The following is a 25204-nucleotide window of genomic DNA, read 5'->3' as shown; positions in this document are numbered from 1 at the left end:
TTTTCCGGGAACCCCTTACGCCCGCGCCTCGCCCAGCAGCTTCTGCAGCCGGGAGACGCCCTCGACGAGGTCCTCGTCGCCCAGCGCGTAGGAGAGCCGCAGGTAGCCCGGCGTGCCGAAGGCCTCGCCCGGGACGACCGCGACCTCGGCCTCCTCCAGGATCAGCTCGGCCAGCTCCACGGAGTTCTGCGGCCGCTTGCCGCGGATCTCCTTGCCGATCAGCGCCTTCACCGAGGGGTAGGCGTAGAAGGCGCCCTCGGGCTCGGGGCACTCCACGCCGTCGATCTCGTTGAGCATCCGCACGATGGTGCGGCGGCGGCGGTCGAAGGCCTCGCGCATCGCGGCCACGGCGTCCAGGTCGCCCGAGACGGCGGCCACGGCGGCGGCCTGTGCGACATTGCTCACGTTCGAGGTGGCGTGCGACTGGAGGTTGGTCGCGGCCTTGACGACGTCCTTGGGGCCGATGACCCATCCCACGCGCCAGCCGGTCATCGCGTACGTCTTCGCCACACCGTTGACCACGATGCACTTGTCCCGCAGCTCGGGCACCACGACCGGCAGCGAGTGGAACCGCGCGTCCCCGTAGACCAGGTGCTCGTAGATCTCGTCGGTGAGCACCCACAGCCCGTGCTCGGCCGCCCAGCGCCCGATCGCCTCGACCTGCTCGCGCGAGTAGACGGCGCCCGTGGGGTTGGACGGGGAGACGAAGAGCAGCACCTTGGTGTGCGGGGTGCGGGCCGCCTCCAGCTGCTCCACGGAGACCCGGTAGCCGGTGGTCTCGTCGGCGACCACCTCGACCGGGACGCCGCCCGCGAGCCGGATCGACTCCGGGTAGGTGGTCCAGTACGGGGCGGGGACGATGACCTCGTCGCCCGGGTCCAGGATCGCCGCGAACGCCTCGTAGATCGCCTGCTTGCCGCCGTTGGTCACCAGGACCTGCGCCGCCTCGATCTCGTAGCCGCTGTCGCGCAGCGTCTTCGCGGCGATCGCGGCCTTGAGCTCGGGCAGCCCGCCGGCCGGGGTGTAGCGGTGGTACTTCGGGTCGCGGCAGGCCGCCACCGCCGCCTCGACGATGTAGTCGGGCGTGGGGAAGTCGGGCTCGCCCGCGCCGAAGCCGATCACCGGACGCCCGGCGGCCTTGAGGGCCTTGGCCTTGGCGTCGACGGCGAGGGTGGCGGACTCGGAGATGGACCCGATGCGGGCGGAGACGCGGCGCTCCGTCGGGGACTGTACGGGGGGAGTAGCAGCGGTCATATGTGCATCGTCCCAGACGGCCGAAGGACGCGGCACGCGGGTTTGGGGCCCGGAGGCGGTAGTGAGGGGGGACGTCAGGGCGCCATGGGCGCTTCTCGTTCGACGCCCGGCCTTCGAGCACGTACACTCAACCGTCGTTGGCCGCTCAACAGCCATTCCGCCCGCGCACTCCATGGAGCCGGGTGGATGCGGTAGGTTGGGTGGAGCCGCAAAGGGTCGTAGCTCAATTGGTAGAGCACTGGTCTCCAAAACCAGCGGTTGGGGGTTCAAGTCCCTCCGGCCCTGCTACACGCACGTTTACCAGGGTGCGTGCGCGCGTACTAAGAATGCACCGCTGTGCGGCCGGGCCGGACGCGGCACGGCCACGACCCGGATTCAGGTGAGGACGAGTGACGGAAGCCCTTGGCTCCACCGCGACGCCTGAGAGCGGTCGTCCCGAAGACGAGGTGGCGGCCAAGAAGGGCCGTCGCGGTGGCAAGCGCGCCAAGAAGGGCCCCCTCGGCAGGCTCGCGCTCTTCTACCGCCAGATCATCGCTGAGCTGCGCAAGGTCGTGTGGCCCACGCGTGGCCAGCTGTCGACGTACACCACTGTGGTGATCGTCTTTGTGCTGATCATGATCGGTATCGTTACCGTGATTGACTTTGGGTTCAACCATGCCGTCACGTACGTCTTCGGCTGACCCTCGAAGGGTGGCGCTGTCTCCGAGTTGCCCCTTCGCACGTTCCACCCCCTTGTAGCCAGGAAGAAGCAGCCACCGTGTCTGACCCGAACCTGAACGAGGCCGCCGAGGCCGTCGAGTCCGTTGAGGACGAGCTCGACATCGTCGAGGCTGCCGATGAGGACCAGGCCGAGGCTGCCGAGGCTGAGGCGGGCGAGCCGGCCGAGCGGGACGCGGTCCACGTTGAGGACGAGGACGCTGTCCCGGGGGCCGGGGACGCCGCCGAGGCCGACGCAGAAGAGGCCGGAGAGGCCGACGAGGCCGAGGCAGCCGAGGAAGCCGTCGTCGACCCGGTCGAGGCCCTGCGTGAGGAGCTGCGTACCCTCCCCGGCGAGTGGTATGTCATCCACACCTACGCGGGGTACGAGAACCGCGTGAAGACCAACCTCGAGCAGCGCGCCGTCTCGCTGAACGTCGAGGACTACATCTTCCAGGCCGAGGTGCCGCAGGAAGAGGTCGTCCAGATCAAGAACGGCGACCGTCGCACCGTGCGCCAGAACAAGCTGCCCGGCTATGTGCTGGTGCGCATGGACCTGACGAACGAGTCCTGGGGCGTGGTCCGCAACACCCCGGGCGTCACCGGCTTCGTGGGCAACGCGTACGACCCGTACCCGCTGACCCTGGACGAGATCGTCAAGATGCTCGCCCCGGAGGCCGAGGAGAAGGCCGCCAAGGCCGCCGCCGAGGAGGCGGGCCTGCCGACGCCGAGCCGCAAGGTCGAGGTCCAGGTGCTGGACTTCGAGGTGGGCGACTCGGTCACGGTCACCGACGGCCCCTTCGCGACGCTGCAGGCGACGATCAACGAGATCAACGCCGACTCGAAGAAGGTCAAGGGCCTGGTGGAGATCTTCGGCCGGGAGACCCCGGTCGAGCTGAGCTTCGACCAGATCCAGAAGAACTGACCATACGAACCTTCCGATCAGGTCAGACGGGCTTTCGCGGCCTGTCTGACCTGCTCGGTTTTAGGCCGCGCAGGTATACCCGTTATCGTTGTGCGGTATGCCTCCATCCGGATGATCCGGTATGGCGGCGAACCACCTCTCACTAGGACCCGGAGAGAGCATGCCTCCCAAGAAGAAGAAGGTCACGGGGCTGATCAAGCTCCAGATCCAGGCCGGTGCCGCGAACCCGGCCCCGCCGGTCGGCCCCGCGCTGGGCCAGCACGGCGTCAACATCATGGAGTTCTGCAAGGCCTACAACGCCGCGACCGAGTCGCAGCGTGGCATGGTCGTGCCGGTGGAGATCACGGTCTACGAGGACCGTTCCTTCACCTTCGTCACCAAGACTCCGCCGGCCGCCAAGCTGATCCTCAAGGCCGCGGGTGTGGAGAAGGGCTCCGGCGAGCCGCACAAGACCAAGGTCGCCAAGATCACCCGCGACCAGGTCCGCGAGATCGCCACCACCAAGATGCCCGACCTGAACGCCAACGACCTGGACGCCGCGGAGAAGATCATCGCCGGCACCGCCCGTTCCATGGGCATCACGGTCGAGGGCTGAAGGGCTCGCCCGTTCTCGTTCACCCCGTGAGCGAGCCGAAGGGCGCGCCGCCCGCGCCGAAGGCGCTGATCGATGCTGTGAAAGCGATGAGAGCAAGGGTCGCGTAGCGACCGCGCAGCGTCGAAGAGCGTCGACACCGGGTACGAGCGCCCGGAGGCGAGCGAGCACAAACAAGGTGGCAGGGCCATGCGCGGCCCGGACCACGAACTCCACGACATTTCAGGAGCAGCAGTGAAGCGCAGCAAGACTCTCCGCAGCGCGGACGCCAAGATCGACCGGGAGCGCGTGTACCCCCCGCTCGAGGCGGTCCGGCTCGCCAAGGAGACCACCACGACCAAGTTCGACGCGACCGTCGAGGTGGCCATGCGTCTGGGCGTCGACCCGCGCAAGGCCGACCAGATGGTCCGCGGCACCGTGAACCTTCCGCACGGCACCGGTAAGACCGCCCGGGTCCTGGTCTTCGCGACCGGTGACCGTGCTGCGGCCGCGGAGGCCGCCGGCGCCGACATCGTCGGCTCCGACGAGCTGATCGACGAGGTGTCCAAGGGCCGGCTGGACTTCGACGCCGTCGTCGCCACCCCGGACCTGATGGGCAAGGTCGGCCGTCTGGGCCGGGTGCTCGGTCCGCGTGGTCTGATGCCGAACCCGAAGACCGGCACCGTCACCCCCGACGTGGCCAAGGCCGTCACCGACATCAAGGGCGGCAAGATCGAGTTCCGTGTCGACAAGCACGCGAACCTGCACTTCATCATCGGCAAGGTCTCCTTCGACGAGGCCAAGCTGGTGGAGAACTACGCCGCGGCGCTCGAGGAGATCAACCGTCTCAAGCCGTCCGCCGCGAAGGGCCGCTACATCAAGAAGGCGACCCTGACCACCACGATGGGCCCCGGCATCCCGCTGGACGCCAACCGCACCCGCAACCTGCTGGTCGAGGAAGAGGCCGTCTGAGGCTGCCTGATGGCCGTCTGAGCGTGCTCTGAGCGCTGTGAGAGCCGGGTTCCGGCACTTCCCCCGTGAAGTGCCGGAACCCGGCTCTCCGCGTTGTGCGTCCCCTCAGATACAGTCGCAGCAGTCGTAAAAGCTGTATAAGAAGCAAAGACATAGGGGGACCTGTGCGCGGTACTCGTTTCGCTGCCCGGTGTGCGGCGGTGCTCAGTGGTGTCGTCCTGGTGGCGGGGGTCACCGCCTGCGGGAGTGACAAGTCCGACAGCGACAAGGGCGGTGACAAGTCCGACAAGGCCGCCGAGTCGGTGGGCAGCCCGCTGGCCGCGCTGAAGCTCGCTTCGCAGAAGACGGACCAGCAGCACTCCGCCAAGGTCGAGGGCACCACCCAGATGGGCCCGCAGAACTCGAGCATGTCCGGCGCGATGGACTGGGCGAACGGCATGCACGCCAACATGACCATCACGCAGAAGGGCGGGGCGGTCCAGAACTCGCCGCTGGCCGGCAAGCCCATGGAGGCCCGGTACACGCCCGACGCGATGTTCATGAACCTCGGTGACGAGTTCGCGGCCCAGGCCGGCGGCAAGCACTGGATGAAGTACGACTACGACACCCTGGCCAAGCAGGCCGGCGCCTCCGGCGAGTTCCTCAAGGACCAGATGCAGAACACCGACCCGGCGCGCGCGGTGCAGCTGCTGATCGCCACCGGCAAGGTCAAGAGCGTGGGCTCGGAGTCGGTCAAGGGCGTCAAGGCGACCCACTACACCGGCACGGTGAAGGTCTCCGAGCTGGCCGAGATGCAGTCCAAGGACCTCAGCAAGTCGGACCTGGAGTCGCTGCAGAAGCAGCTGGAGACCTCCGGCATGGAGACCGAGACCATCGACCTGTGGATCGACGGCAACAACCTGCTGGTCAAGAAGCGGGAGCAGGCCGACAGCAACAACGGCAAGTACGACTCGACGGTCTTCTACTCGGACTACGGCACCGACGTCACGGTCACCGAGCCGCCGGCCTCGGACACCATGAACTTCGAGGACGCCATGAAGCAGCAGTGACCCCGCTGCGAGCTGATTTGCCTGGCCGCGGCCCGTTCGCGTAATCTGCCACAGAAGCCAAAGACCGCTGGTCGCTGCTGTGCCTCCCCAGGGGGTGCGGCGGCCGAAGGATCCGCTAGCTGCGGACGACCTGCGCAGGTGACTGTGGATGGACTCCCGATCGGGCCGCCGAGCCCGTGCGGTCGAGTCACGCCCCGAGCGCCTGCGCCGGGGCGTTTCGTTTTGTTCAGCCTCCTTTCCCAGGCCGATGCGGTCCTCATCACCCGGAAGGAGGCCGAGGCTCATGGCGAGGCCTGACAAGGTCGCAGCCGTCGAGGAGATGACGGACAAGTTCCGCACCTCCAACGCTGCTGTTGTGACCGCGTACACCGGTCTCACCGTGGCGCAGCTCAAGGAGCTGCGTCGTTCGCTCGGTGAGAACGCTCAGTACCGTGTGGTGAAGAACACGCTGACCAAGATCGCGGCCAACGAGGCCGGGATCACCACGCTCGACGACCTGTTCGCGGGTTCGTCGGCCGTCGCCTTCGTGACCGGTGACCCGGTCGAGGCGGCGAAGGGTCTCCGTGACTTCGCCAAGGAGAACCCCGCTCTCGTCATCAAGGGCGGTGTCCTTGACGGCAAGGCGCTGTCCGCCGACGAGATCAAGAAGCTCGCGGACCTCGAGTCCCGCGAGGTGCTGCTCGCCAAGCTGGCGGGCGCCATGAAGGGCAAGCAGTCCCAGGCTGCGGCGCTCTTCCAGGCGCTCCCGTCGAAGTTCGTCCGCACGGCGGAAGCGCTTCGCGTCAAGAAGGAAGAGCAGGGCGGTGCCGGCGAGCCGGCTCCCGCCGAGGCCGCGGAGTAACTCTCCCGCTGCCCAGCGGGCCCGTGCCCGCCGACATGTACATCCGGCACACGCCGATTTAGTGGAAGGACCGCCATCATGGCGAAGCTCAGCCAGGAAGACCTGCTCGCGCAGTTCGAGGAGATGACCCTCATCGAGCTCTCCGAGTTCGTGAAGGCCTTCGAGGAGAAGTTCGACGTCACCGCCGCCGCCCCGGCCGCCGTGGCCGTCGCCGCGGGTGCCCCGGGCGCCCCGGCCGAGGCCGAGGAGGAGAAGGACGAGTTCGACGTCATCCTCACCGGCGCCGGCGACAAGAAGATCCAGGTCATCAAGGTCGTGCGTGAGCTGACCTCGCTGGGTCTGAAGGAGGCCAAGGACCTCGTCGACGGCACCCCGAAGCCGGTCCTGGAGAAGGTCAACAAGGAGCAGGCCGAGAAGGCCGCCGAGTCCCTCAAGGGTGCCGGCGCCTCCGTCGAGGTCAAGTGACCTCAGGGGCTCACGGGCCCCGCAGGGCCCGCTGACCCGCTCCGTTCCGTAAGGGCGATCACCCGTTGGGGTGGTCGCCCTTCGGCGCTTCCGTCACGGCTGCGTTGCCTTGTCCCCGCCTGCGGGTATGGTGATCTTCGTTGCCCGTCGCCACGCCCTGTGACGATCTCGCCGGAGTGGGGGGCCTTGACGAACGGCACGCAGCGCGCAATTCTCAGGACGCGACGTCACACCGATCCAAGTCCGAGGCATGGATCGTCGGCGAAGCGGGCAGTATCGATATGCGCCTGAGGCGCGTGGTCGGCTGTAGGCGTTCGAAAACACGAGAAGATACCGAGGGGGAGCGGCCCCCTCACCGGAGGGAGAGATTGGCGCTGCCGGTCTCAGAAACTCGGAGCTGGACATCAGTGTGCCTTGTGGCTACACTGACCCTTTGCGCTGCCTGTTAGCTGCCTCCTGCCCGTCACCAGGGGCTGCCCATCCTGAAGCACTGCCGAGGAAATCTCTCTGACCAGGGGTTTCCGGGCGACGCCCAAGGTGGGACCGGCACGCGCGTAGTGAGTCCGAGCCCTCGGAAGGACCCCCTCTTGGCCGCCTCGCGCAACGCCTCGACTGCCAATACGAACAACGGCGCCAGCACCGCCCCGCTGCGCATCTCCTTTGCGAAGATCAAGGAGCCTCTCGAGGTTCCGAACCTCCTCGCGCTGCAGACCGAGAGCTTCGATTGGCTGCTCGGCAATGCCGCGTGGAAGGCTCGCGTCGAGGCTGCGCTGGACAGTGGTCAGGACGTCCCCACCAAGTCCGGTCTGGAAGAGATCTTCGAGGAGATCTCCCCGATCGAGGACTTCTCCGGGTCGATGTCCCTGACCTTCCGCGATCACCGCTTCGAGCCCCCGAAGAACTCGATCGACGAGTGCAAGGAGCGCGACTTCACCTACGCCGCGCCGCTCTTCGTCACGGCCGAGTTCACCAACAACGAGACCGGTGAGATCAAGTCCCAGACGGTCTTCATGGGCGACTTCCCGCTCATGACCAACAAGGGCACCTTCGTCATCAACGGCACCGAGCGTGTCGTGGTGTCCCAGCTGGTGCGCTCGCCGGGTGTGTACTTCGACTCCAGCATCGACAAGACGTCCGACAAGGACATCTTCTCCGTCAAGGTCATCCCCTCCCGGGGCGCCTGGCTGGAGATGGAGATCGACAAGCGCGACATGGTCGGTGTGCGCATCGACCGCAAGCGCAAGCAGTCCGTGACCGTCCTCCTGAAGGCGCTCGGCTGGACCACCGAGCAGATCCTCGAGGAGTTCGGCGAGTACGAGTCCATGCGCGCCACCCTGGAGAAGGACCACACCCAGGGCCAGGACGACGCGCTGCTCGACATCTACCGCAAGCTGCGCCCGGGCGAGCCCCCGACGCGCGAGGCCGCGCAGACGCTGCTGGAGAACCTCTACTTCAACCCGAAGCGCTACGACCTGGCCAAGGTCGGCCGCTACAAGGTCAACAAGAAGCTGGGCGCCGCCGCTCCGCTGGACGCGGGCGTCCTGACGGTCGAGGACATCATCGCCTCGATCAAGTACCTGGTGAAGCTGCACGCCGGCGAGACCGAGACGGTCGGCGAGAACGGGCAGACGATCGTCGTCGAGACCGACGACATCGACCACTTCGGCAACCGCCGCATCCGCAACGTCGGCGAGCTGATCCAGAACCAGGTCCGCACGGGTCTGGCCCGTATGGAGCGCGTCGTCCGCGAGCGCATGACGACTCAGGACGTCGAGGCGATCACGCCGCAGACCCTGATCAACATCCGGCCGGTCGTCGCCTCCATCAAGGAGTTCTTCGGCACCAGCCAGCTGTCGCAGTTCATGGACCAGACGAACCCGCTGTCGGGTCTGACCCACAAGCGCCGTCTGAACGCGCTCGGCCCCGGTGGTCTCTCCCGTGAGCGGGCGGGCTTCGAGGTCCGAGACGTGCACCCGTCGCACTACGGCCGCATGTGCCCGATCGAGACGCCCGAAGGCCCGAACATCGGTCTGATCGGCTCGCTCGCCTCGTACGGCCGGGTCAACGCGTTCGGCTTCATCGAGACCCCGTACCGCAAGGTCGTGGACGGCGTCGTCACCGACGAGGTCGACTACCTGACGGCCGACGAGGAGGACCGCTTCGTCATCGCGCAGGCCAACGCGCCGCTGACGAACGACCTGCGCTTCGCCGAGAACCGCGTCCTGGTCCGCCGCCGTGGCGGCGAGGTCGACTACATCCCGGGCGACGACGTCGACTACATGGACGTCTCGCCGCGCCAGATGGTGTCGGTCGCGACCGCGATGATCCCCTTCCTCGAGCACGACGACGCCAACCGCGCGCTCATGGGCTCGAACATGATGCGCCAGGCCGTGCCGCTGATCAAGGCGGAGTCCCCGCTCGTCGGCACCGGCATGGAGTACCGCTGCGCGGTCGACGCCGGCGACGTCATCAAGGCCGAGAAGGACGGTGTCGTCCAGGAGGTCTCCGCCGACTACGTGACGGTGGCCAACGACGACGGCACCTACAACACCTACCGGGTGGCCAAGTTCTCCCGCTCCAACCAGGGCACCTCCTTCAACCAGAAGGTCGTCGTGGACGAGGGCGCTCGGGTGATCGCCGGCCAGGTGCTGGCCGACGGCCCGTCCACCGAGGACGGCGAGATGGCGCTCGGCAAGAACCTCCTGGTGGCGTTCATGCCGTGGGAGGGCCACAACTACGAGGACGCGATCATCCTCAGCCAGCGCCTGGTGCAGGACGACGTCCTCTCCTCGATCCACATCGAGGAGCACGAGGTCGACGCCCGTGACACCAAGCTCGGCCCCGAGGAGATCACCCGGGACATCCCGAACGTGTCCGAGGAGGTCCTGGCCGACCTCGACGAGCGCGGCATCATCCGCATCGGTGCCGAGGTCGTGGCCGGGGACATCCTGGTCGGCAAGGTCACCCCGAAGGGTGAGACCGAGCTGACCCCGGAGGAGCGCCTGCTGCGCGCGATCTTCGGTGAGAAGGCCCGTGAGGTCCGTGACACCTCGCTGAAGGTGCCGCACGGCGAGATCGGCAAGGTCATCGGCGTGCGCGTCTTCGACCGCGAGGAGGGCGACGAGCTGCCGCCGGGCGTGAACCAGCTGGTCCGCGTCTACGTGGCGCAGAAGCGCAAGATCACCGACGGTGACAAGCTCGCCGGCCGCCACGGCAACAAGGGCGTCATCTCCAAGATCCTGCCGGTCGAGGACATGCCGTTCCTGGAGGACGGCACCCCGGTCGACATCATCCTCAACCCGCTGGGTGTCCCGTCCCGAATGAACCCGGGACAGGTCCTGGAGATCCACCTCGGCTGGCTGGCCTCCCAGGGCTGGAAGGTCGACGGCGACGAGGAGTGGATGCAGCGTCTGAAGGCCATCGGCGCCGACGAGGTGCAGCCCGGCACCAACGTCGCGACCCCGGTCTTCGACGGCGCCCGCGAGGACGAGCTGGCCGGCCTGTTCGAGCACACCGTGCCGAACCGGGACGGCGAGCGCATGGTGCTGCCCTCGGGCAAGGCCCGGCTGTACGACGGCCGCTCCGGCGAGCCGTTCCCGGACCCAATCTCGATCGGCTACATGTACATCCTCAAGCTGCACCACCTGGTGGACGACAAGCTGCACGCCCGCTCCACCGGTCCGTACTCGATGATCACCCAGCAGCCGCTGGGTGGTAAGGCTCAGTTCGGTGGCCAGCGCTTCGGTGAGATGGAGGTGTGGGCGCTCGAGGCCTACGGCGCCGCCTACGCCCTCCAGGAGCTGCTGACCATCAAGTCCGACGACGTCACCGGCCGCGTGAAGGTCTACGAGGCCATCGTCAAGGGCGAGAACATTCCCGAGCCCGGCATCCCCGAGTCCTTCAAGGTGCTCATCAAGGAGATGCAGTCCCTGTGCCTCAACGTGGAGGTGCTGTCGTCCGACGGCATGTCCATCGAGATGCGCGACACCGACGAGGACGTCTTCCGCGCTGCGGAGGAGCTCGGTATCGACCTGTCCCGGCGCGAGCCGAGCAGCGTCGAAGAGGTCTGACGGGTCTGGCTGGGGCGGTCGACCACCGCGACCGCCCCGGCCTCTCCCCGGACCCCCAGTCAGACCCGAAGACACGACCCTGAAAGAGGGATTGACGACAAGTGCTCGACGTCAACTTCTTCGACGAGCTGCGGATCGGCCTCGCCACCGCTGACGACATCCGCCAGTGGTCCCACGGTGAGGTCAAGAAGCCGGAGACCATCAACTACCGCACCCTCAAGCCCGAAAAGGACGGACTCTTCTGCGAGAAGATCTTCGGTCCGACCCGGGACTGGGAGTGCTACTGCGGCAAGTACAAGCGCGTCCGCTTCAAGGGCATCATCTGCGAGCGCTGTGGCGTCGAGGTCACGCGCGCCAAGGTGCGCCGTGAGCGGATGGGCCACATCGAGCTGGCCGCCCCCGTCACCCACATCTGGTACTTCAAGGGCGTCCCGTCGCGCCTGGGCTACCTGCTCGACCTCGCCCCGAAGGACCTCGAGAAGGTCATCTACTTCGCCGCCTACATGATCACGTGGGTGGACGAGGAGCGCCGTACGCGCGACCTGCCCTCGCTGGAGGCCCATGTCTCCGTCGAGCGCCAGCAGATCGAGCAGCGCCGCGACGCCGACCTGGAGGCCCGCGCCAAGAAGCTCGAGGCGGACCTCGCCGAGCTGGAGGCCGAGGGCGCCAAGGCCGATGTGCGCCGCAAGGTGCGCGAGGGCGCCGAGCGCGAGATGAAGCAGCTGCGCGACCGCGCCCAGCGCGAGATCGACCGGCTCGACGAGGTGTGGAACCGCTTCAAGAACCTCAAGGTCCAGGACCTGGAGGGCGACGAGCTGCTCTACCGCGAGCTGCGCGACCGCTTCGGCACGTACTTCATGGGCGGCATGGGCGCCGCTGCCCTGCAGAAGCGCCTGGAGTCCTTCGACCTCGACGAGGAGGCCGAGAAGCTCCGCGAGATCATCCGGACCGGCAAGGGCCAGAAGAAGACCCGCGCCCTCAAGCGCCTCAAGGTCGTCTCCGCCTTCCTGCAGACCCGCAACAGCCCCAACGGCATGGTGCTGGACTGCATCCCGGTGATCCCGCCGGACCTGCGTCCGATGGTGCAGCTGGACGGTGGCCGCTTCGCGACCTCCGACCTGAACGACCTGTACCGCCGCGTCATCAACCGCAACAACCGCCTCAAGCGTCTCCTTGACCTCGGCGCGCCCGAGATCATCGTGAACAACGAGAAGCGGATGCTGCAGGAGGCCGTCGACGCGCTGTTCGACAACGGCCGCCGCGGCCGCCCGGTGACCGGCCCCGGTAACCGCCCGCTGAAGTCCCTCAGCGACATGCTGAAGGGTAAGCAGGGTCGTTTCCGTCAGAACCTGCTCGGCAAGCGAGTCGACTACTCGGCCCGTTCGGTCATCGTCGTCGGCCCGCAGCTCAAGCTCCACCAGTGCGGTCTGCCCAAGGCCATGGCGCTGGAGCTCTTCAAGCCGTTCGTGATGAAGCGCCTGGTGGACCTGAACCACGCGCAGAACATCAAGTCGGCCAAGCGCATGGTCGAGCGCGGCCGCACGGTCGTGTACGACGTGCTCGAAGAGGTCATCGCCGAGCACCCGGTGCTGCTGAACCGTGCGCCGACCCTGCACCGTCTGGGCATCCAGGCCTTCGAGCCGCAGCTGGTCGAGGGCAAGGCCATCCAGATCCACCCGCTCGTGTGCACCGCGTTCAACGCGGACTTCGACGGTGACCAGATGGCCGTGCACCTGCCGCTGTCCGCGGAGGCCCAGGCCGAGGCCCGCATCCTGATGCTGTCCTCGAACAACATCCTCAAGCCGGCCGACGGCCGCCCGGTGACCATGCCCACCCAGGACATGGTGCTCGGCCTCTTCTTCCTCACCACCGACGAGGAGGAGCGCGAGGTCCGCGGCGAGGGCCGGTCCTTCGCCTCGGTCGCCGAAGCGATCATGGCGTTCGACGCCCGGGAGCTCTCGCTCCAGGCGAAGATCGACATCCGCTTCCCGATCGGCACCGTCCCGCCGCGCGGCTGGACCCCGCCGGCTCCGGAGGAGGGCGAGCCCGCCTGGACCCCGGGTGACAGCTTCCGGCTGCGCACCACCCTGGGTCGCGCGCTCTTCAACGAGCTGCTGCCCGAGGACTACCCGTTCGTCGACTACTCGGTGGGCAAGAAGCAGCTCTCCGAGATCGTCAACGACCTCGCCGAGCGCTACCCGAAGGTCATCGTCGCGGCGACCCTGGACAACCTGAAGGCGGCCGGTTTCCACTGGGCCACCCGCTCCGGTGTCACCGTCGCGATCTCCGACGTCGTCGTCCCCGAGGCCAAGAAGGCCATCATCGAGGGCTACGAGGCGCAGGACGAGAAGGTCCAGAAGCAGTACGAGCGCGGTCTGATCACCAAGGACGAGCGCACCCAGGAACTCATCGCGATCTGGACCAAGGCGACCAACGAGGTCGCCGAGGCGATGAACGCGAACTTCCCGAAGACCAACCCGATCTTCATGATGGTCGACTCGGGCGCGCGCGGAAACATGATGCAGATGCGTCAGATCGCCGGTATGCGTGGTCTGGTGTCCAACGCGAAGAACGAGACCATCCCGCGGCCCATCAAGGCGTCGTTCCGTGAGGGTCTCTCCGTGCTGGAGTACTTCATCTCCACCCACGGTGCCCGTAAGGGTCTCGCGGACACCGCGCTGCGCACCGCCGACTCGGGTTACCTGACCCGTCGTCTGGTGGACGTCTCCCAGGACGTGATCATCCGCGAGGAGGACTGCGGCACCGACCGCGGCCTCAAGCTGGCGATCGCGGCCAGGGGCGCGGACGGCGTGCTGCGCAAGGCGGACGACGTCGAGACCAGCGTGTACGCGCGCTGCCTCGCCGAGGACATCGTCGTCGACGGCAAGGTGCTGGCCCCGGCCGGTACCGACCTGGGCGACGTGCTCATCGACGAGCTGGTCCGCCACGGCGTGGAGACCGTCAAGACCCGCTCGGTGCTCACCTGCGAGTCCGCCGTAGGCACCTGCGCCATGTGCTACGGCCGCTCGCTGGCGACCGGCAAGCTGGTGGACATCGGCGAGGCGGTCGGCATCATCGCCGCCCAGTCCATCGGTGAGCCCGGCACCCAGCTGACGATGCGTACCTTCCACACCGGTGGTGTGGCCGGTGAGGACATCACACAGGGTCTGCCGCGTGTCGTCGAGCTCTTCGAGGCCCGTACGCCCAAGGGTGTCGCCCCGATCTCGGAGGCGGCCGGCCGCGTCCGGATCGAGGAGACCGAGAAGACCAAGAAGATCGTCGTCACCCCGGACGACGGCTCCGACGAGACGTCCTACGGTGTCTCCAAGCGAGCCCGTCTGCTGGTGGAGGAGGGCGACCACGTCGAGGTCGGCCAGCCGCTGACCGTGGGTGCCACCAACCCGCACGACGTGCTGCGGATCCTCGGCCAGCGCGCCGTCCAGGTCCACCTGGTCGGCGAGGTCCAGAAGGTCTACAACTCGCAGGGTGTGTCGATCCACGACAAGCACATCGAGATCATCATCCGGCAGATGCTGCGCCGGGTGACGATCATCGAGTCCGGCGACGCGGAGCTGCTGCCGGGCGAGCTGGTGGAGCGCTCGCGCTTCGAGTCCGAGAACCGTCGCGTGGTCCAGGAAGGCGGCCACCCGGCCTCCGGCCGTCCGCAGCTGATGGGTATCACCAAGGCCTCGCTGGCGACCGAGTCCTGGCTGTCGGCGGCGTCCTTCCAGGAGACGACCCGGGTGCTCACCGACGCGGCGATCAACGCCAAGTCGGACTCCCTGATCGGCCTCAAGGAGAACGTGATCATCGGTAAGCTCATCCCGGCCGGTACGGGCCTGTCCCGCTACCGCAACATCCGGGTCGAGCCGACCGAGGAGGCGAAGGCCGCGATGTACTCGGCCGTCGGTTACGACGACATCGACTACTCGCCCTTCGGCACGGGCTCCGGCCAGGCGGTCCCGCTGGAGGACTACGACTACGGCCCGTACAACCAGTAGGTCGTACGGCCAGGTCACGGGTATCCCGGCACGAGGCCCGACGTTCGCAGGGCGGCCACCCCATGGCGGGGTGGCCGCCCTGCGGCTATGCTGCGGGTTCGGTGTGTCCTGCCGCGTGTGCATTTGTTTTGACCGGAGCCGATGCGGTAGGTACGCTCTGACCTTGTGCCTGGGGTGTCCCTGGGCTCCCGTATGCGCTCTCGTCACCGGCTCCACGGCCGGGAGGGGCCTCCCGCGGGGGACCGAGGTGTCGACACCGAAATCTGCACTCTCCCGCACTTCGCGCGGGGGTCTGCAGTGCGCGACACACCCGACCGCGTGGGTCGGAGAAACCCCAGGTTAGCTTTATCGAGACTGGCACACAGAAACCGGAGAAACGGTGCCTACGATCCAGCAGCTGGTCCGCAAGGGCCGGCAGGACAAGGTCGAGAAGAACAAGACGCCCGCGCTCGAGGGTTCCCCCCAGCGCCGTGGTGTCTGCACGCGCGTGTTCACGACCACCCCGAAGAAGCCGAACTCGGCCCTGCGTAAGGTCGCGCGTGTGCGTCTGACCAGCGGCATCGAGGTCACCGCTTACATCCCGGGTGAGGGCCACAACCTGCAGGAGCACTCCATCGTGCTGGTGCGTGGCGGTCGTGTGAAGGACCTGCCGGGTGTTCGTTACAAGATCATCCGCGGCTCCCTCGACACGCAGGGCGTCAAGAACCGCAAGCAGGCTCGCAGCCGCTACGGCGCCAAGAAGGAGAAGTAAGAATGCCTCGTAAGGGCCCCGCCCCGAAGCGTCCGGTCATCATCGACCCGGTCTACAACTCTCCTCTGGTGACCTCCCTCATCAACAAGGTGCTGCTGAACGGCAAGCGCTCCACCGCCGAGCGCATCGTGTACGGCGCCATGGAGGGTCTGCGCGAGAAGACCGGCAACGACCCGGTCATCACGCTCAAGCGCGCGCTGGAGAACGTGAAGCCGACCCTCGAGGTCCGCTCCCGTCGTGTCGGTGGCGCCACCTACCAGGTCCCGGTCGAGGTCCGCCCCGGCCGCTCCTCCACCCTCGCGCTGCGCTGGCTCGTGGGCTACTCCCGCGCCCGTCGCGAGAAGACCATGACCGAGCGTCTGATGAACGAGCTGCTGGACGCCAGCAACGGTCTGGGCGCCTCCGTCAAGCGTCGCGAGGACACCCACAAGATGGCCGAGTCCAACAAGGCCTTCGCGCACTACCGCTGGTAGTCGCTACCCCATCGAGAACCGAGAGAAGACTGAGCCATATGGCCACCACTTCACTTGACCTGGCCAAGGTCCGCAACATCGGGATCATGGCCCACATCGACGCGGGCAAGACGACCACCACCGAGCGGATCCTGTTCTACACCGGCGTGAGCTACAAGATCGGTGAGGTCCACGACGGCGCTGCCACCATGGACTGGATGGAGCAGGAGCAGGAGCGCGGCATCACGATCACGTCGGCCGCGACGACCTGTCACTGGCCGCTCGAGAACGTCGATCACACCATCAACATCATCGACACCCCGGGCCACGTCGACTTCACCGTCGAGGTGGAGCGCTCGCTGCGCGTGCTCGACGGCGCCGTGACGGTGTTCGACGGTGTGGCCGGTGTGGAGCCGCAGTCCGAGACTGTGTGGCGTCAGGCGGACCGTTACAACGTGCCGCGCATCTGCTTCGTCAACAAGCTCGACCGCACCGGTGCCGAGTTCCACCGCTGTGTGGACATGATCGTGGACCGCCTGGGCGCGGTGCCGCTGGTCATGCAGCTGCCGATCGGTACCGAGGCCGACTTCAAGGGTGTCGTCGACCTCGTCACCATGAAGGCGCTGGTCTGGTCCGCCGAGGCGACCAAGGGCGAGATGTACGACACCGTCGACATCCCGGACACCCACCTCGAGGCCGCCGACGAGTGGCGCGGCAAGCTCCTCGAGGCCGTCGCCGAGAACGACGAGCAGATGATGGAGCTGTACCTGGAGGGCGAGGAGCCCACCGTGGAGCAGCTGTACGCGGCGATCCGCCGTATCACCATCGCGTCGACCGGCACCGAGGGCTCGCCGACGATCACCCCCGTGTTCTGTGGCACCGCCTTCAAGAACAAGGGTGTTCAGCCGCTGCTGGACGCGGTCGTGCGCTACCTCCCCTCGCCGCTGGACATCGAGGCCGTCGAGGGCCACTCGGTGAAGGACCCCGACGAGGTCATCAAGCGCAAGCCGTCGGACGACGAGCCCTTCGCGGGCCTGGCGTTCAAGATCATGAGCGACCCGCACCTCGGCAAGCTCACCTTCGTCCGGGTCTACTCGGGCCGCATGGAGACCGGCACCCAGGTGCAGAACTCCGTGAAGGGCAAGAAGGAGCGCATCGGCAAGATCTACCGGATGCACGCCAACAAGCGTGAGGAGATCGACTCGGTGGGTGCCGGCGACATCGTCGCCGTCATGGGTCTGAAGCAGACCACCACCGGTGAGACCCTCTGCGACCCGGCGAACCCGGTGATCCTGGAGTCGATGGACTTCCCGGCCCCGGTCATCGAGGTCGCCATCGAGCCCAAGTCGAAGGGCGACCAGGAGAAGCTGGGTGTGGCGATCCAGCGCCTCGCTGAGGAGGACCCGTCGTTCCGGGTCAAGACCAACGAGGAGACCGGCCAGACCATCATCGCGGGTATGGGCGAGCTGCACCTCGACGTGCTGGTCGACCGTATGAAGCGTGAGTTCAAGGTCGAGGCCAACGTCGGCAAGCCGCAGGTGGCCTACCGTGAGACGCTCCGCAAGAGCGTCGAGCGGGTGGACTACACCCACAAGAAGCAGACCGGTGGTTCCGGCCAGTTCGCGAAGGTGCAGATCGCACTGGAGCCGCTGGAGGGCGACGGCTACGAGTTCGAGAACAAGGTCACCGGTGGCCGCATCCCGCGGGAGTACATCCCGTCCGTGGACGCGGGCTGCCAGGAGGCCATGGAGTTCGGCGTGCTCGCGGGCTACCCGCTGACCGGTGTCAAGGTCACGCTCCTCGACGGTGCGTACCACGAGGTCGACTCCTCCGAGATGGCCTTCAAGATCGCCGGTTCGATGGCCTTCAAGGAGGCCGCCCGCAAGGCCTCCCCGGCCCTGCTCGAGCCGATGATGAAGGTCGAGGTCACCACGCCCGAGGACTACATGGGCGACGTGATCGGTGACATCAACTCCCGCCGTGGACAGATCCAGTCCATGGAGGACCGCAGTGGCGCCAAGCTGGTCACCGGCCTGGTTCCGCTGTCGGAGATGTTCGGTTACGTGGGCGACCTCCGGAGCAAGACCTCCGGTCGTGCCAGCTACTCCATGCAGTTCGACTCCTACGCCGAGGTTCCCAAGAACGTCGCCGAGGAGATCATCGCGAAGGCCAAGGGCGAGTAAGGCGGGTTCATCCGCGTTTCCCACCCTTTAGGCTGGAGCAAAGGCATCGGGGCAATCCGTCACAGATCGCTCATCGTGGCGTCTGTGACGGGCCCCGGCCGCCGGCCCCCAAACGAATACGGCGAAGGGCATCCCCCTCGGGGTCCTGGCCGGTTCGGTAAGACCACCTGAACCCATCCGCAAAATGTGGATGCGTACAGAACCACTCCACAGGAGGACCCCAGTGGCGAAGGCGAAGTTCGAGCGGACTAAGCCGCACGTCAACATCGGCACCATCGGTCACATCGACCACGGTAAGACGACCCTTACCGCGGCGATCACCAAGGTGCTGCACGACAAGTACCCGGACCTGAACGAGGCCTCGGCCTTCGATCAGATCGACAAGGCTCCTGAGGAGCGTCAGCGCGGTATCACCATCTCCATCGCGCACGTCGAGTACCAGACCGAGTCGCGTCACTACGCGCACGTCGACTGCCCCGGTCACGCGGACTACATCAAGAACATGATCACCGGTGCGGCGCAGATGGACGGCGCCATCCTGGTGGTCGCCGCCACCGACGGCCCGATGCCGCAGACCAAGGAGCACGTGCTCCTGGCCCGCCAGGTCGGCGTTCCGTACATCGTCGTCGCCCTGAACAAGGCCGACATGGTGGACGACGAGGAGATCCTGGAGCTCGTCGAGCTCGAGGTGCGTGAGCTCCTCTCCGAGTACGAGTTCCCGGGCGACGACGTCCCGGTCGTGAAGGTCTCGGCGCTCAAGGCGCTCGAGGGCGACAAGGAGTGGGGCGAGTCCGTCCTCAACCTGATGAACGCCGTCGACGAGGCCATCCCGCAGCCGGAGCGCGACGTCGACAAGCCGTTCCTGATGCCGATCGAGGACGTCTTCACCATCACCGGTCGCGGTACGGTCGTCACCGGCCGTATCGAGCGCGGTGTGCTGAAGGTCAACGAGAACGTCGACATCATCGGCATCAAGCCGGAGAAGACCTCCACCACGGTCACCGGCATCGAGATGTTCCGCAAGCTGCTCGACGAGGGCCAGGCCGGTGAGAACGTCGGTCTGCTGCTCCGCGGCATCAAGCGCGAGGACGTCGAGCGCGGCCAGGTCATCATCAAGCCCGGTTCGGTCACCCCGCACACCGAGTTCGAGGCCCAGGCCTACATCCTGTCGAAGGACGAGGGTGGTCGCCACACCCCGTTCTTCAACAACTACCGTCCGCAGTTCTACTTCCGTACCACGGACGTGACGGGCGTTGTGACCCTCCCCGAGGGCACCGAGATGGTCATGCCGGGCGACAACACCGAGATGTCGGTCCAGCTGATCCAGCCGGTCGCCATGGAGGAGGGCCTGAAGTTCGCCATCCGTGAGGGTGGCCGGACCGTCGGCGCCGGCCAGGTCACCAAGATCATCAAGTGACCTGAAGCTCTTCGGAGCGGGCTGTTCAAAGGCCCCGCACCCCGTCCGCGAGGACGGTGGCGCGGGGCCTTTGACGTGCCCGCGCTTCCCGCCGGGGCGGGGGCGGCCGGGCCGGCCCACCGCGGGAGCCGGCTCGGGCGGGGAGTCAAGGCGCGGTGCGCCGGGCCGGGGCCGGTCAGGCGCGGGACGTGGGGCGGGGGTGCCAGATCCAGGGCGTGGCGCCGGGGGACATCCCCACCACGTGCACCTGCGCGCCCTCACCCGCCAGCAGCGCGGGCGTCCCGACCGGGACCAGCCGGCTCGCCGGGCGCAGCGGCCTGGCGTGGGCGCCCGTGCCGTACTGCACCTGGACCCCGCCGTCCATGTCCCGGCTCAGCAGCACCACCGGGGCCCGGCGACCGCCGGACGGGGCGGGGGTGTGGGCGGCGACCGGGCCATAGCCCTCGAAGTGGGGCAGCGGTACGGAGGCGCCGTCGCCGTGGAGGTAGGGCACCGCGGCGGCGGGGGAGCGGTAGACGACCGCGACCGAACCGTCCGGGGTGAGCACGGCGCCCGGCTGCTCGCCCGGCACCGGCAGGCCCGCGAGCGGCCGGAGCGCGACCGGGCCGCCCGGCCGGTCCTGGGCCCAGTGGTGCACGGTGTCCCGGCCCGCCGCGACGACGTGCACCCGGGCCTGCCGGTCCAGCAGCACGGTCAGGCCGTCCTGGATCTCGCCGCCGCCCAGCCGCTGCCAGGGGCTCCAGTGCCCGGCCGCGTCCCGCACCCGGGTGGCCAGGCCCTTGTCGGCGGTGCGTACGAAGAGGTGGACCCGCCCGTCGGGGGTGGCCACGGCCGCCGGAGCGCCGACCCGGCGCCCCCGCTCGGAGTCGGGCTCGGGGGTGCCGAGGCCCGTCCAGGCGCGGAACGACCCGTTCGGGGTGTGCTGTTCGAGCGCCACCAGCTCGCGGGTGTTGGCGCCGCCCTGCCCGTCCAGTGCGGAGAACCGCAGCGCGACCACCACCTGGCGGCCGCGGGAGTCCCGCACCGCGCACAGCGCCGGGGCCAGCGGCCCGCCGCCCAGGCCCTGCGGGGCGCCGAAGCGCCCGCTGCCGGGCGCGGTCTCGCGCCAGCGGACGGCCTGGGCGCCCAGCACGCCGTACGCGACCAGGCGGCCGTCGGGGTCGGTGAGGGGCGTGGGCAGGGCGCTGGGGTAGCGGTAGTGGGTGGAGCGGATCCAGCCCTTGCGGTTGGTCAGCGGCCGGGTGCCGCCCTGGCTGTAGTCGCCGCAGCCCGCCTGGTTGCCGCAGTTCCACACCGGGCTGCCGCCGTACGCCGCCACGGCCCGGGCCTTCTGCGCGAGCACGGCGGGCGGCAGGTTGTGCGGCCAGCGCTGGTTGTAGTAGCCGCGGAAGGAGGTGGTCGTGAAGCGCGGCGCCCGCTTCTCCCGCCGCGCCACGTCGTCCGCCCACTGCGCGATGGCCTTCCAGGCGAACAGCGCGACCGGGGTGTGGTCCCGGTGGTCGGAGCAGCCCGGCTGGTCGTTGTCGCGGGGGTGCCTGGCGTCGTGCACCTGGAAGTCGGGGTCCGGGTCGAGGGTGTGGATCACGGTGGGCCGGTAGCGGTCCATGATCGAGGCGAGCACCTCGACGAGGGTCTGGTGGCTGTAGGTGCTGGTCGTCCTGACCGGGGAGTCGGCGGCGACGAGCGTGCGCATGAGGATGCCCGGGACGTCCCACAGGTGGGGGAGGCGCACGTTCCCCTGCGACAGCATGGCGATGTTGAGGAAGATCAGCCGCACGCTGCGGCCGGCGTTCCCCAGTACGTTCGTCTCCGCCGTGACGCCGCCGGGCAGCCGCAGCACGGAGCGCCGCCAGCGGGTGAACTTGTCGAGCCCGAGCATCTGGGCGTACGCCTGGCGCAGCCCCTGGTGGCGGGCGGCGGAGTAGGCGGGCTTGTCGGGGCGCGGCAGGGGCGCGCCGGCCACCCGGTTGAGCCCGACCGCCTCGCCCGCCGTGACGTACACGCAGACCACGGGCACGCCGGCGCGCAGCATGTGCTCGGCGTCCGGGTTCATGAAGTACAGGTCGTCGTCGGGGTGGGCGAGGATCTGCAGCAGCAGCGCGTTCTCGGTGCCCGCGAAGGACTCCGCGGCGCGCGGGGACAGCGGCCGGGCCGGGACGGCCGAGGCGGTCGGGGCGCCCGGGGAGCCGCTGCAGGCCGTCGTGGCGGCGGCGGTGGCGGCGGTGACCGCGGCCAGCGCGGCGAGCGCTTGCCGGCGCGTGCGCCCGCCTGCCGGCCCGCCTGTGGAACCGTCTGCGGTCCTGCTGGTGGTCCTGCTTGTGTCGGCAGGTGCGGAGGCTCGAATGTTCAACCTGGTGACCCCGTCCCGTTGTGCAGCACGTTGTCCCCGGCTGCTTCTCCGTGCTAAGGGACGACTGGTGATCTTCGAAGGTTGTCCGTTTACGGCATGGTGTCGGTCACGAATCGGGCAAGAAAAGGTTTGCGGGCGCCCGCTCCGGGCAAGCAATGAGGTTTTTGACGCCAGAAGTGGAGAGGGAATGGCCGCCGACTTCCTCACGTCCGACCCGCAACCCACGCTGTCCCCGGCGGCGAGCACTCCGGCGCTGCGGTTCACCAGCGGCGGCGAGACCCTGCAAGGAGTCCTGCACCTCCCCGCGGGTCCCGGACCGCACCCGGTCGTCGTCGTCCTGCACGGCTTCCCCGGCAACGAGCGCAACTTCGACCTGGCCCAGGCGCTGCGGCGGGTGGGATACGCGGCCCTGGTGTTCCACTACCGGGGCTCGTGGGGCATGGGCGGCACCTGGTCCTGGGCCCACGTCCTGGAGGACGCCGCCCGGGTCGCCGCCGAGATCCGCACCGACGAGGTCGCCCGGGCCCACCGCCTCGACCCGGGGCGCCTGGCCCTCGTGGGCCACAGCCTCGGCGGCTTCGCGGCCCTCATGACGGCCGCGAACGACCCCACCATCGGCGCGGTCGCGTCCGTCTCCGGCTTCGACTTCGGCGCGGTCGCCCCCACCCTCACCGACCCGGCGGTGCGCCGTGCGTACGTGGAGGCGTTCGACGAGGAGTTGCTGCCGCTGCGGGGCACCAGCGGCGAAGCGCTCGTCGCCGAAATGGAGGCCGCCGGAGACGCCTGGAGCCTCGCCGAGCTGGCCCCCAGCCTGGCCGACCGCCCGGTCCTCCTCCTCGGCACCAGCCGGGACCCCGTGACCCCGCATGAGGCCCACCACGAGCCGCTGGTCAAGGCGTACGAGGCGCAACCCGTGCCCCGGCTGGAACACCACGTCTTCCCGACCGACCACGCCTTGTCCGACCACCGCCTCGCGCTGGCCCGTACGGTCGTGGACTTCCTCGGCCGCAGCCCGGTGGCCGCGTGAGGGGCGCCGGCCGTCAGAGTTCAGCCGGGCAGCGGTCGCGGGGAGTCCGGGGACGGGAGCTGGGTCAGGCCGTCCAGTCGGCGTTGTCCGGGTAGGCGAGGTAGGTGCCCTCCGTCAGGGCCACCGTGAAGCCGTACTTACGGCCCTCGACGAGGTTCCATCCGTAGTCGGAGGCGTCGCGTTGCTTGCAGTTGCCGTTGCCGCCGACGGTGAGAGTACGGCTCTGACCGGTTTTGTAATCGTAGATCTCCGCGTAGGCGGCGAAGCCGTCGGCCTCGATGTCGCAGATCTCGACGATGTCGCCATTGGCCTCGAACCGCAGGCGGGCACCGGGGTCCCCGTCGTCCGAGTGCATCGTGTGGTCCCAAGCGATGGCGTGGGCGTTCGGCGAGGCCAGGACCGGCAGCGCGACGGCGGCGGCGATGGCCGCGCCCGCTCGCAGGACGGTTCCCCTGGTGGGCTTCCGAAGCTTGGGCATGTGGTGCTCCTTGATTTTCTCCGGACAGACCACGTCAACGGGCCTGCGCTGCGGAGGAGTTGCGCCCGAAGGCTAGCCGGGGCGTTTCCGGCCGTGAACCATCCGCCGCGTTTGTTGAGCATCTCCTGAGCTGAGGGCTGCCCCTTGGTCCCCGGCGGGCGCGGTAATCGGCGGCCGGGAGGGTGGTGTCCACGCCCGAGCACCACCGCCCCGATGGACCGGATCACCGGCTTCGTCGCGCGGCCCGTTCCGGACTGCGCAGGGATCTCCGATGCCCCGCCCGCTTGGCATGCGAACATCCACACGATTTACCGGGTTGATCAGCACCCCTACCAATTGATCATCAGTTTCGGTGATTGTCGTATCTCGGTAGTAGGGTCATGCGCCACGGTGGTTGACGGACAACCACCCATGCCATCAAGGCGGTTGGGGAGGGCGTGCATGGTCGGGCGGGAGCTGTCTGCCGCGGATCATCCGAAGAAGGAGGTCCGGATGGCGCTCGAGCGGCTGGTGGCCCGGGGGTGGACGATCAGGAAGGAAGGGCACTGGGGGCGGCTGTACTGCCCGTGCGAGGGTCGCTGCCTGACCATTCCCGTGCCCGGTACCCCCCAGAACGCCGACCGCGCGGCCCGGAGAATCGCGGCGCGCGCCGCGCTCTGCCCGCTGCCTGAGGGGGACCCGCGCCGTACCCCGTAAGGGTTGTTGTCGTTTGACAACACGGCTGGGCTGGGTAACGCTGCCAGTGAGAGGCGGCGAACGCTGACACGGCCGTTCGTACGGCACGAGTTTGGGGGAGTGGGCGCCATGGAGTACGAGTTTCTGTTCGTCGTGGAAGGCATCTCTGTCGATGACGACCAAGCGGTGGGTATCGTCTTCGACCAGTTCGACGGCCTGCTGACCAGGCACCGCGACCGGCACCTGCTGGATGTCGCCGAAACCGGAGCGGACGCCATCGAGGCCGCACACCGCATCGTCGCCCGCCTCCGCCGGGCACTGCCTGGCCTTCGGATCATCCGGCTGGACCCGGAGCTGGTGGGCGTGGGTGACATCGCCGAGCGGACCGAGCGCAGCAGGCAGAACGTGCTCCAGTGGGTCGGCGGCGAGCGGCGCGGCGACCAGCCGTTCCCCGAGCCCGAAGGTTCGGTGGGGCGGTCGCAGGTATGGCGCTGGGCCGAAGTGAATCAGTGGCTCAACCTGATCGGCGTGGGGGACGGGTCGAGCGCCCCTCTCCGCGAGGAGGCGTTGCTGATCGACCTGATGCTGCCGCAATGGCAGCGAGACCTGGACGAGGGTCTGCCACTGGTGAAGATCCTCTGCGCCCAGGACGAATGGCGGGCCGAGCGCACTGCGGTGATGCAGACGCTGGAGCACGCGCTCGGGCAGCCGGAGACCGTGCGGACCATGTGCGCGCTGCCACGGAGTGAGCCGGACCGGCTGACCGTGGTGTGTGCTGTGGTCCAGGACCGGTTGAGCGCCGTGCTCGACCAGATCGCGCCGGACGACGCGTCGGCGCTGCTCGCCGTGCGCGGCGAGGACACCACGCTTCACCTGCTGGGCGTCGCCTCCCGAGCATTGCCCCACGCGGTACCCGTGTCGGAGCTGGGCCTCGGTAGCGGGGCCACGGTGGGCGATCTGCTGCTCGTACTGTCCAGTTGCTCAGTGGCCCCCACGACGCCCCTCGCGCTGGCCTGACGCCCTCGTT

The 25204-nt window shown here is 68.2% G+C and carries 18 protein-coding genes and 1 tRNA gene; 16 read left to right on the top strand and 3 right to left on the bottom strand.

What is annotated here, in order from left to right; all coding sequences use genetic code 11:
* Window positions 1-15 precede the first annotated feature (15 nt).
* Window positions 16-1254, bottom strand: coding sequence for a pyridoxal phosphate-dependent aminotransferase (locus ABFY07_RS05930; protein WP_346173398.1), 1239 nt, complete (start codon window positions 1252-1254; stop codon window positions 16-18).
* Window positions 1255-1466: 212 nt separating this feature from the next.
* Here ABFY07_RS05930 and ABFY07_RS05925 point away from each other — a divergent pair.
* The 14 genes from ABFY07_RS05925 to tuf all read left to right on the top strand — a co-directional run bounded on the left by ABFY07_RS05925 (window position 1467) and on the right by tuf (window position 19647).
* Window positions 1467-1539 (top strand) — tRNA-Trp (locus ABFY07_RS05925).
* 104 nt (window positions 1540-1643) lie between these two features.
* Entirely contained in the window at window positions 1644-1934 is a 291-nt protein-coding gene (gene secE / locus ABFY07_RS05920; RefSeq protein WP_065962948.1) for a preprotein translocase subunit SecE, read from the top strand.
* A 77-nt stretch (window positions 1935-2011) separates the two neighbouring features.
* The gene (gene nusG, locus ABFY07_RS05915) at window positions 2012-2875 is read left to right on the top strand and encodes a transcription termination/antitermination protein NusG (protein ID WP_346173397.1); all 864 of its coding nucleotides are present in this window, start codon (window positions 2012-2014) and stop codon (window positions 2873-2875) included.
* Window positions 2876-3035: 160 nt separating this feature from the next.
* Entirely contained in the window at window positions 3036-3470 is a 435-nt protein-coding gene (rplK, locus tag ABFY07_RS05910) for a 50S ribosomal protein L11 (RefSeq protein WP_020869305.1), read from the top strand.
* Between the two features lie 231 nt (window positions 3471-3701).
* Window positions 3702-4418 carry a 50S ribosomal protein L1 gene (rplA, locus tag ABFY07_RS05905; protein ID WP_346173396.1) on the top strand — a complete coding sequence of 239 codons (717 nt, stop codon included), beginning with the start codon at window positions 3702-3704 and terminating at the stop codon, window positions 4416-4418.
* A gap of 164 nt (window positions 4419-4582) precedes the next feature.
* A complete protein-coding gene (locus tag ABFY07_RS05900; RefSeq protein ID WP_470068323.1) occupies window positions 4583-5467 on the top strand; it encodes an SCO4651 family lipoprotein in 885 nt (294 codons plus the stop codon).
* A gap of 283 nt (window positions 5468-5750) precedes the next feature.
* Window positions 5751-6308 carry a 50S ribosomal protein L10 gene (gene rplJ / locus ABFY07_RS05895; RefSeq protein ID WP_065962956.1) on the top strand — a complete coding sequence of 186 codons (558 nt, stop codon included), beginning with the start codon at window positions 5751-5753 and terminating at the stop codon, window positions 6306-6308.
* Between the two features lie 78 nt (window positions 6309-6386).
* A complete protein-coding gene (gene rplL / locus ABFY07_RS05890; RefSeq protein WP_065962959.1) occupies window positions 6387-6773 on the top strand; it encodes a 50S ribosomal protein L7/L12 in 387 nt (128 codons plus the stop codon).
* A gap of 587 nt (window positions 6774-7360) precedes the next feature.
* Window positions 7361-10843: a DNA-directed RNA polymerase subunit beta gene (rpoB, locus tag ABFY07_RS05885; RefSeq protein ID WP_346173394.1), complete on the top strand. Its 3483-nt coding sequence runs from the start codon at window positions 7361-7363 to the stop codon at window positions 10841-10843.
* Window positions 10844-10944: 101 nt separating this feature from the next.
* Window positions 10945-14844: a DNA-directed RNA polymerase subunit beta' gene (locus ABFY07_RS05880; protein WP_346173393.1), complete on the top strand. Its 3900-nt coding sequence runs from the start codon at window positions 10945-10947 to the stop codon at window positions 14842-14844.
* A gap of 379 nt (window positions 14845-15223) precedes the next feature.
* Entirely contained in the window at window positions 15224-15595 is a 372-nt protein-coding gene (rpsL, locus tag ABFY07_RS05875) for a 30S ribosomal protein S12 (RefSeq protein WP_003948652.1), read from the top strand.
* 2 nt (window positions 15596-15597) lie between these two features.
* On the top strand, window positions 15598-16068 hold the full coding sequence (rpsG, locus tag ABFY07_RS05870) for a 30S ribosomal protein S7 (RefSeq protein ID WP_030835073.1): 471 nt from the start codon (window positions 15598-15600) through the stop codon (window positions 16066-16068).
* A 38-nt stretch (window positions 16069-16106) separates the two neighbouring features.
* Window positions 16107-18230 carry an elongation factor G gene (gene fusA / locus ABFY07_RS05865; protein WP_346173392.1) on the top strand — a complete coding sequence of 708 codons (2124 nt, stop codon included), beginning with the start codon at window positions 16107-16109 and terminating at the stop codon, window positions 18228-18230.
* A gap of 223 nt (window positions 18231-18453) precedes the next feature.
* Entirely contained in the window at window positions 18454-19647 is a 1194-nt protein-coding gene (tuf, locus tag ABFY07_RS05860; protein WP_065962966.1) for an elongation factor Tu, read from the top strand.
* 175 nt (window positions 19648-19822) lie between these two features.
* Here the strand turns inward: tuf and ABFY07_RS05855 are convergent, their stop codons facing one another.
* The gene (locus tag ABFY07_RS05855; protein WP_428836860.1) at window positions 19823-21883 is read right to left on the bottom strand and encodes a PIG-L family deacetylase; all 2061 of its coding nucleotides are present in this window, start codon (window positions 21881-21883) and stop codon (window positions 19823-19825) included.
* A 301-nt stretch (window positions 21884-22184) separates the two neighbouring features.
* On the opposite strand from ABFY07_RS05855, the gene ABFY07_RS05850 reads away from it, so the two are divergent.
* Entirely contained in the window at window positions 22185-23024 is an 840-nt protein-coding gene (locus tag ABFY07_RS05850) for an alpha/beta hydrolase family protein (protein WP_346173390.1), read from the top strand.
* Window positions 23025-23088: 64 nt separating this feature from the next.
* Here the strand turns inward: ABFY07_RS05850 and ABFY07_RS05845 are convergent, their stop codons facing one another.
* A complete protein-coding gene (locus ABFY07_RS05845; RefSeq protein ID WP_346173389.1) occupies window positions 23089-23502 on the bottom strand; it encodes a hypothetical protein in 414 nt (137 codons plus the stop codon).
* An 804-nt stretch (window positions 23503-24306) separates the two neighbouring features.
* Here ABFY07_RS05845 and ABFY07_RS05840 point away from each other — a divergent pair.
* Entirely contained in the window at window positions 24307-25194 is an 888-nt protein-coding gene (locus tag ABFY07_RS05840) for a helix-turn-helix transcriptional regulator (RefSeq protein ID WP_346173439.1), read from the top strand.
* The last annotated feature ends 10 nt before the right edge of the window (window positions 25195-25204 follow it).

The sequence above is a fragment of the Streptomyces sparsogenes subsp. cuspidosporus genome (assembly GCF_039532705.1).
GTDB lineage: Bacteria > Actinomycetota > Actinomycetes > Streptomycetales > Streptomycetaceae > Streptomyces > Streptomyces sparsogenes.
Note: the sequence above shows the minus strand (reverse complement) of the source record. Positions and strands in the feature narration are given on the sequence as shown.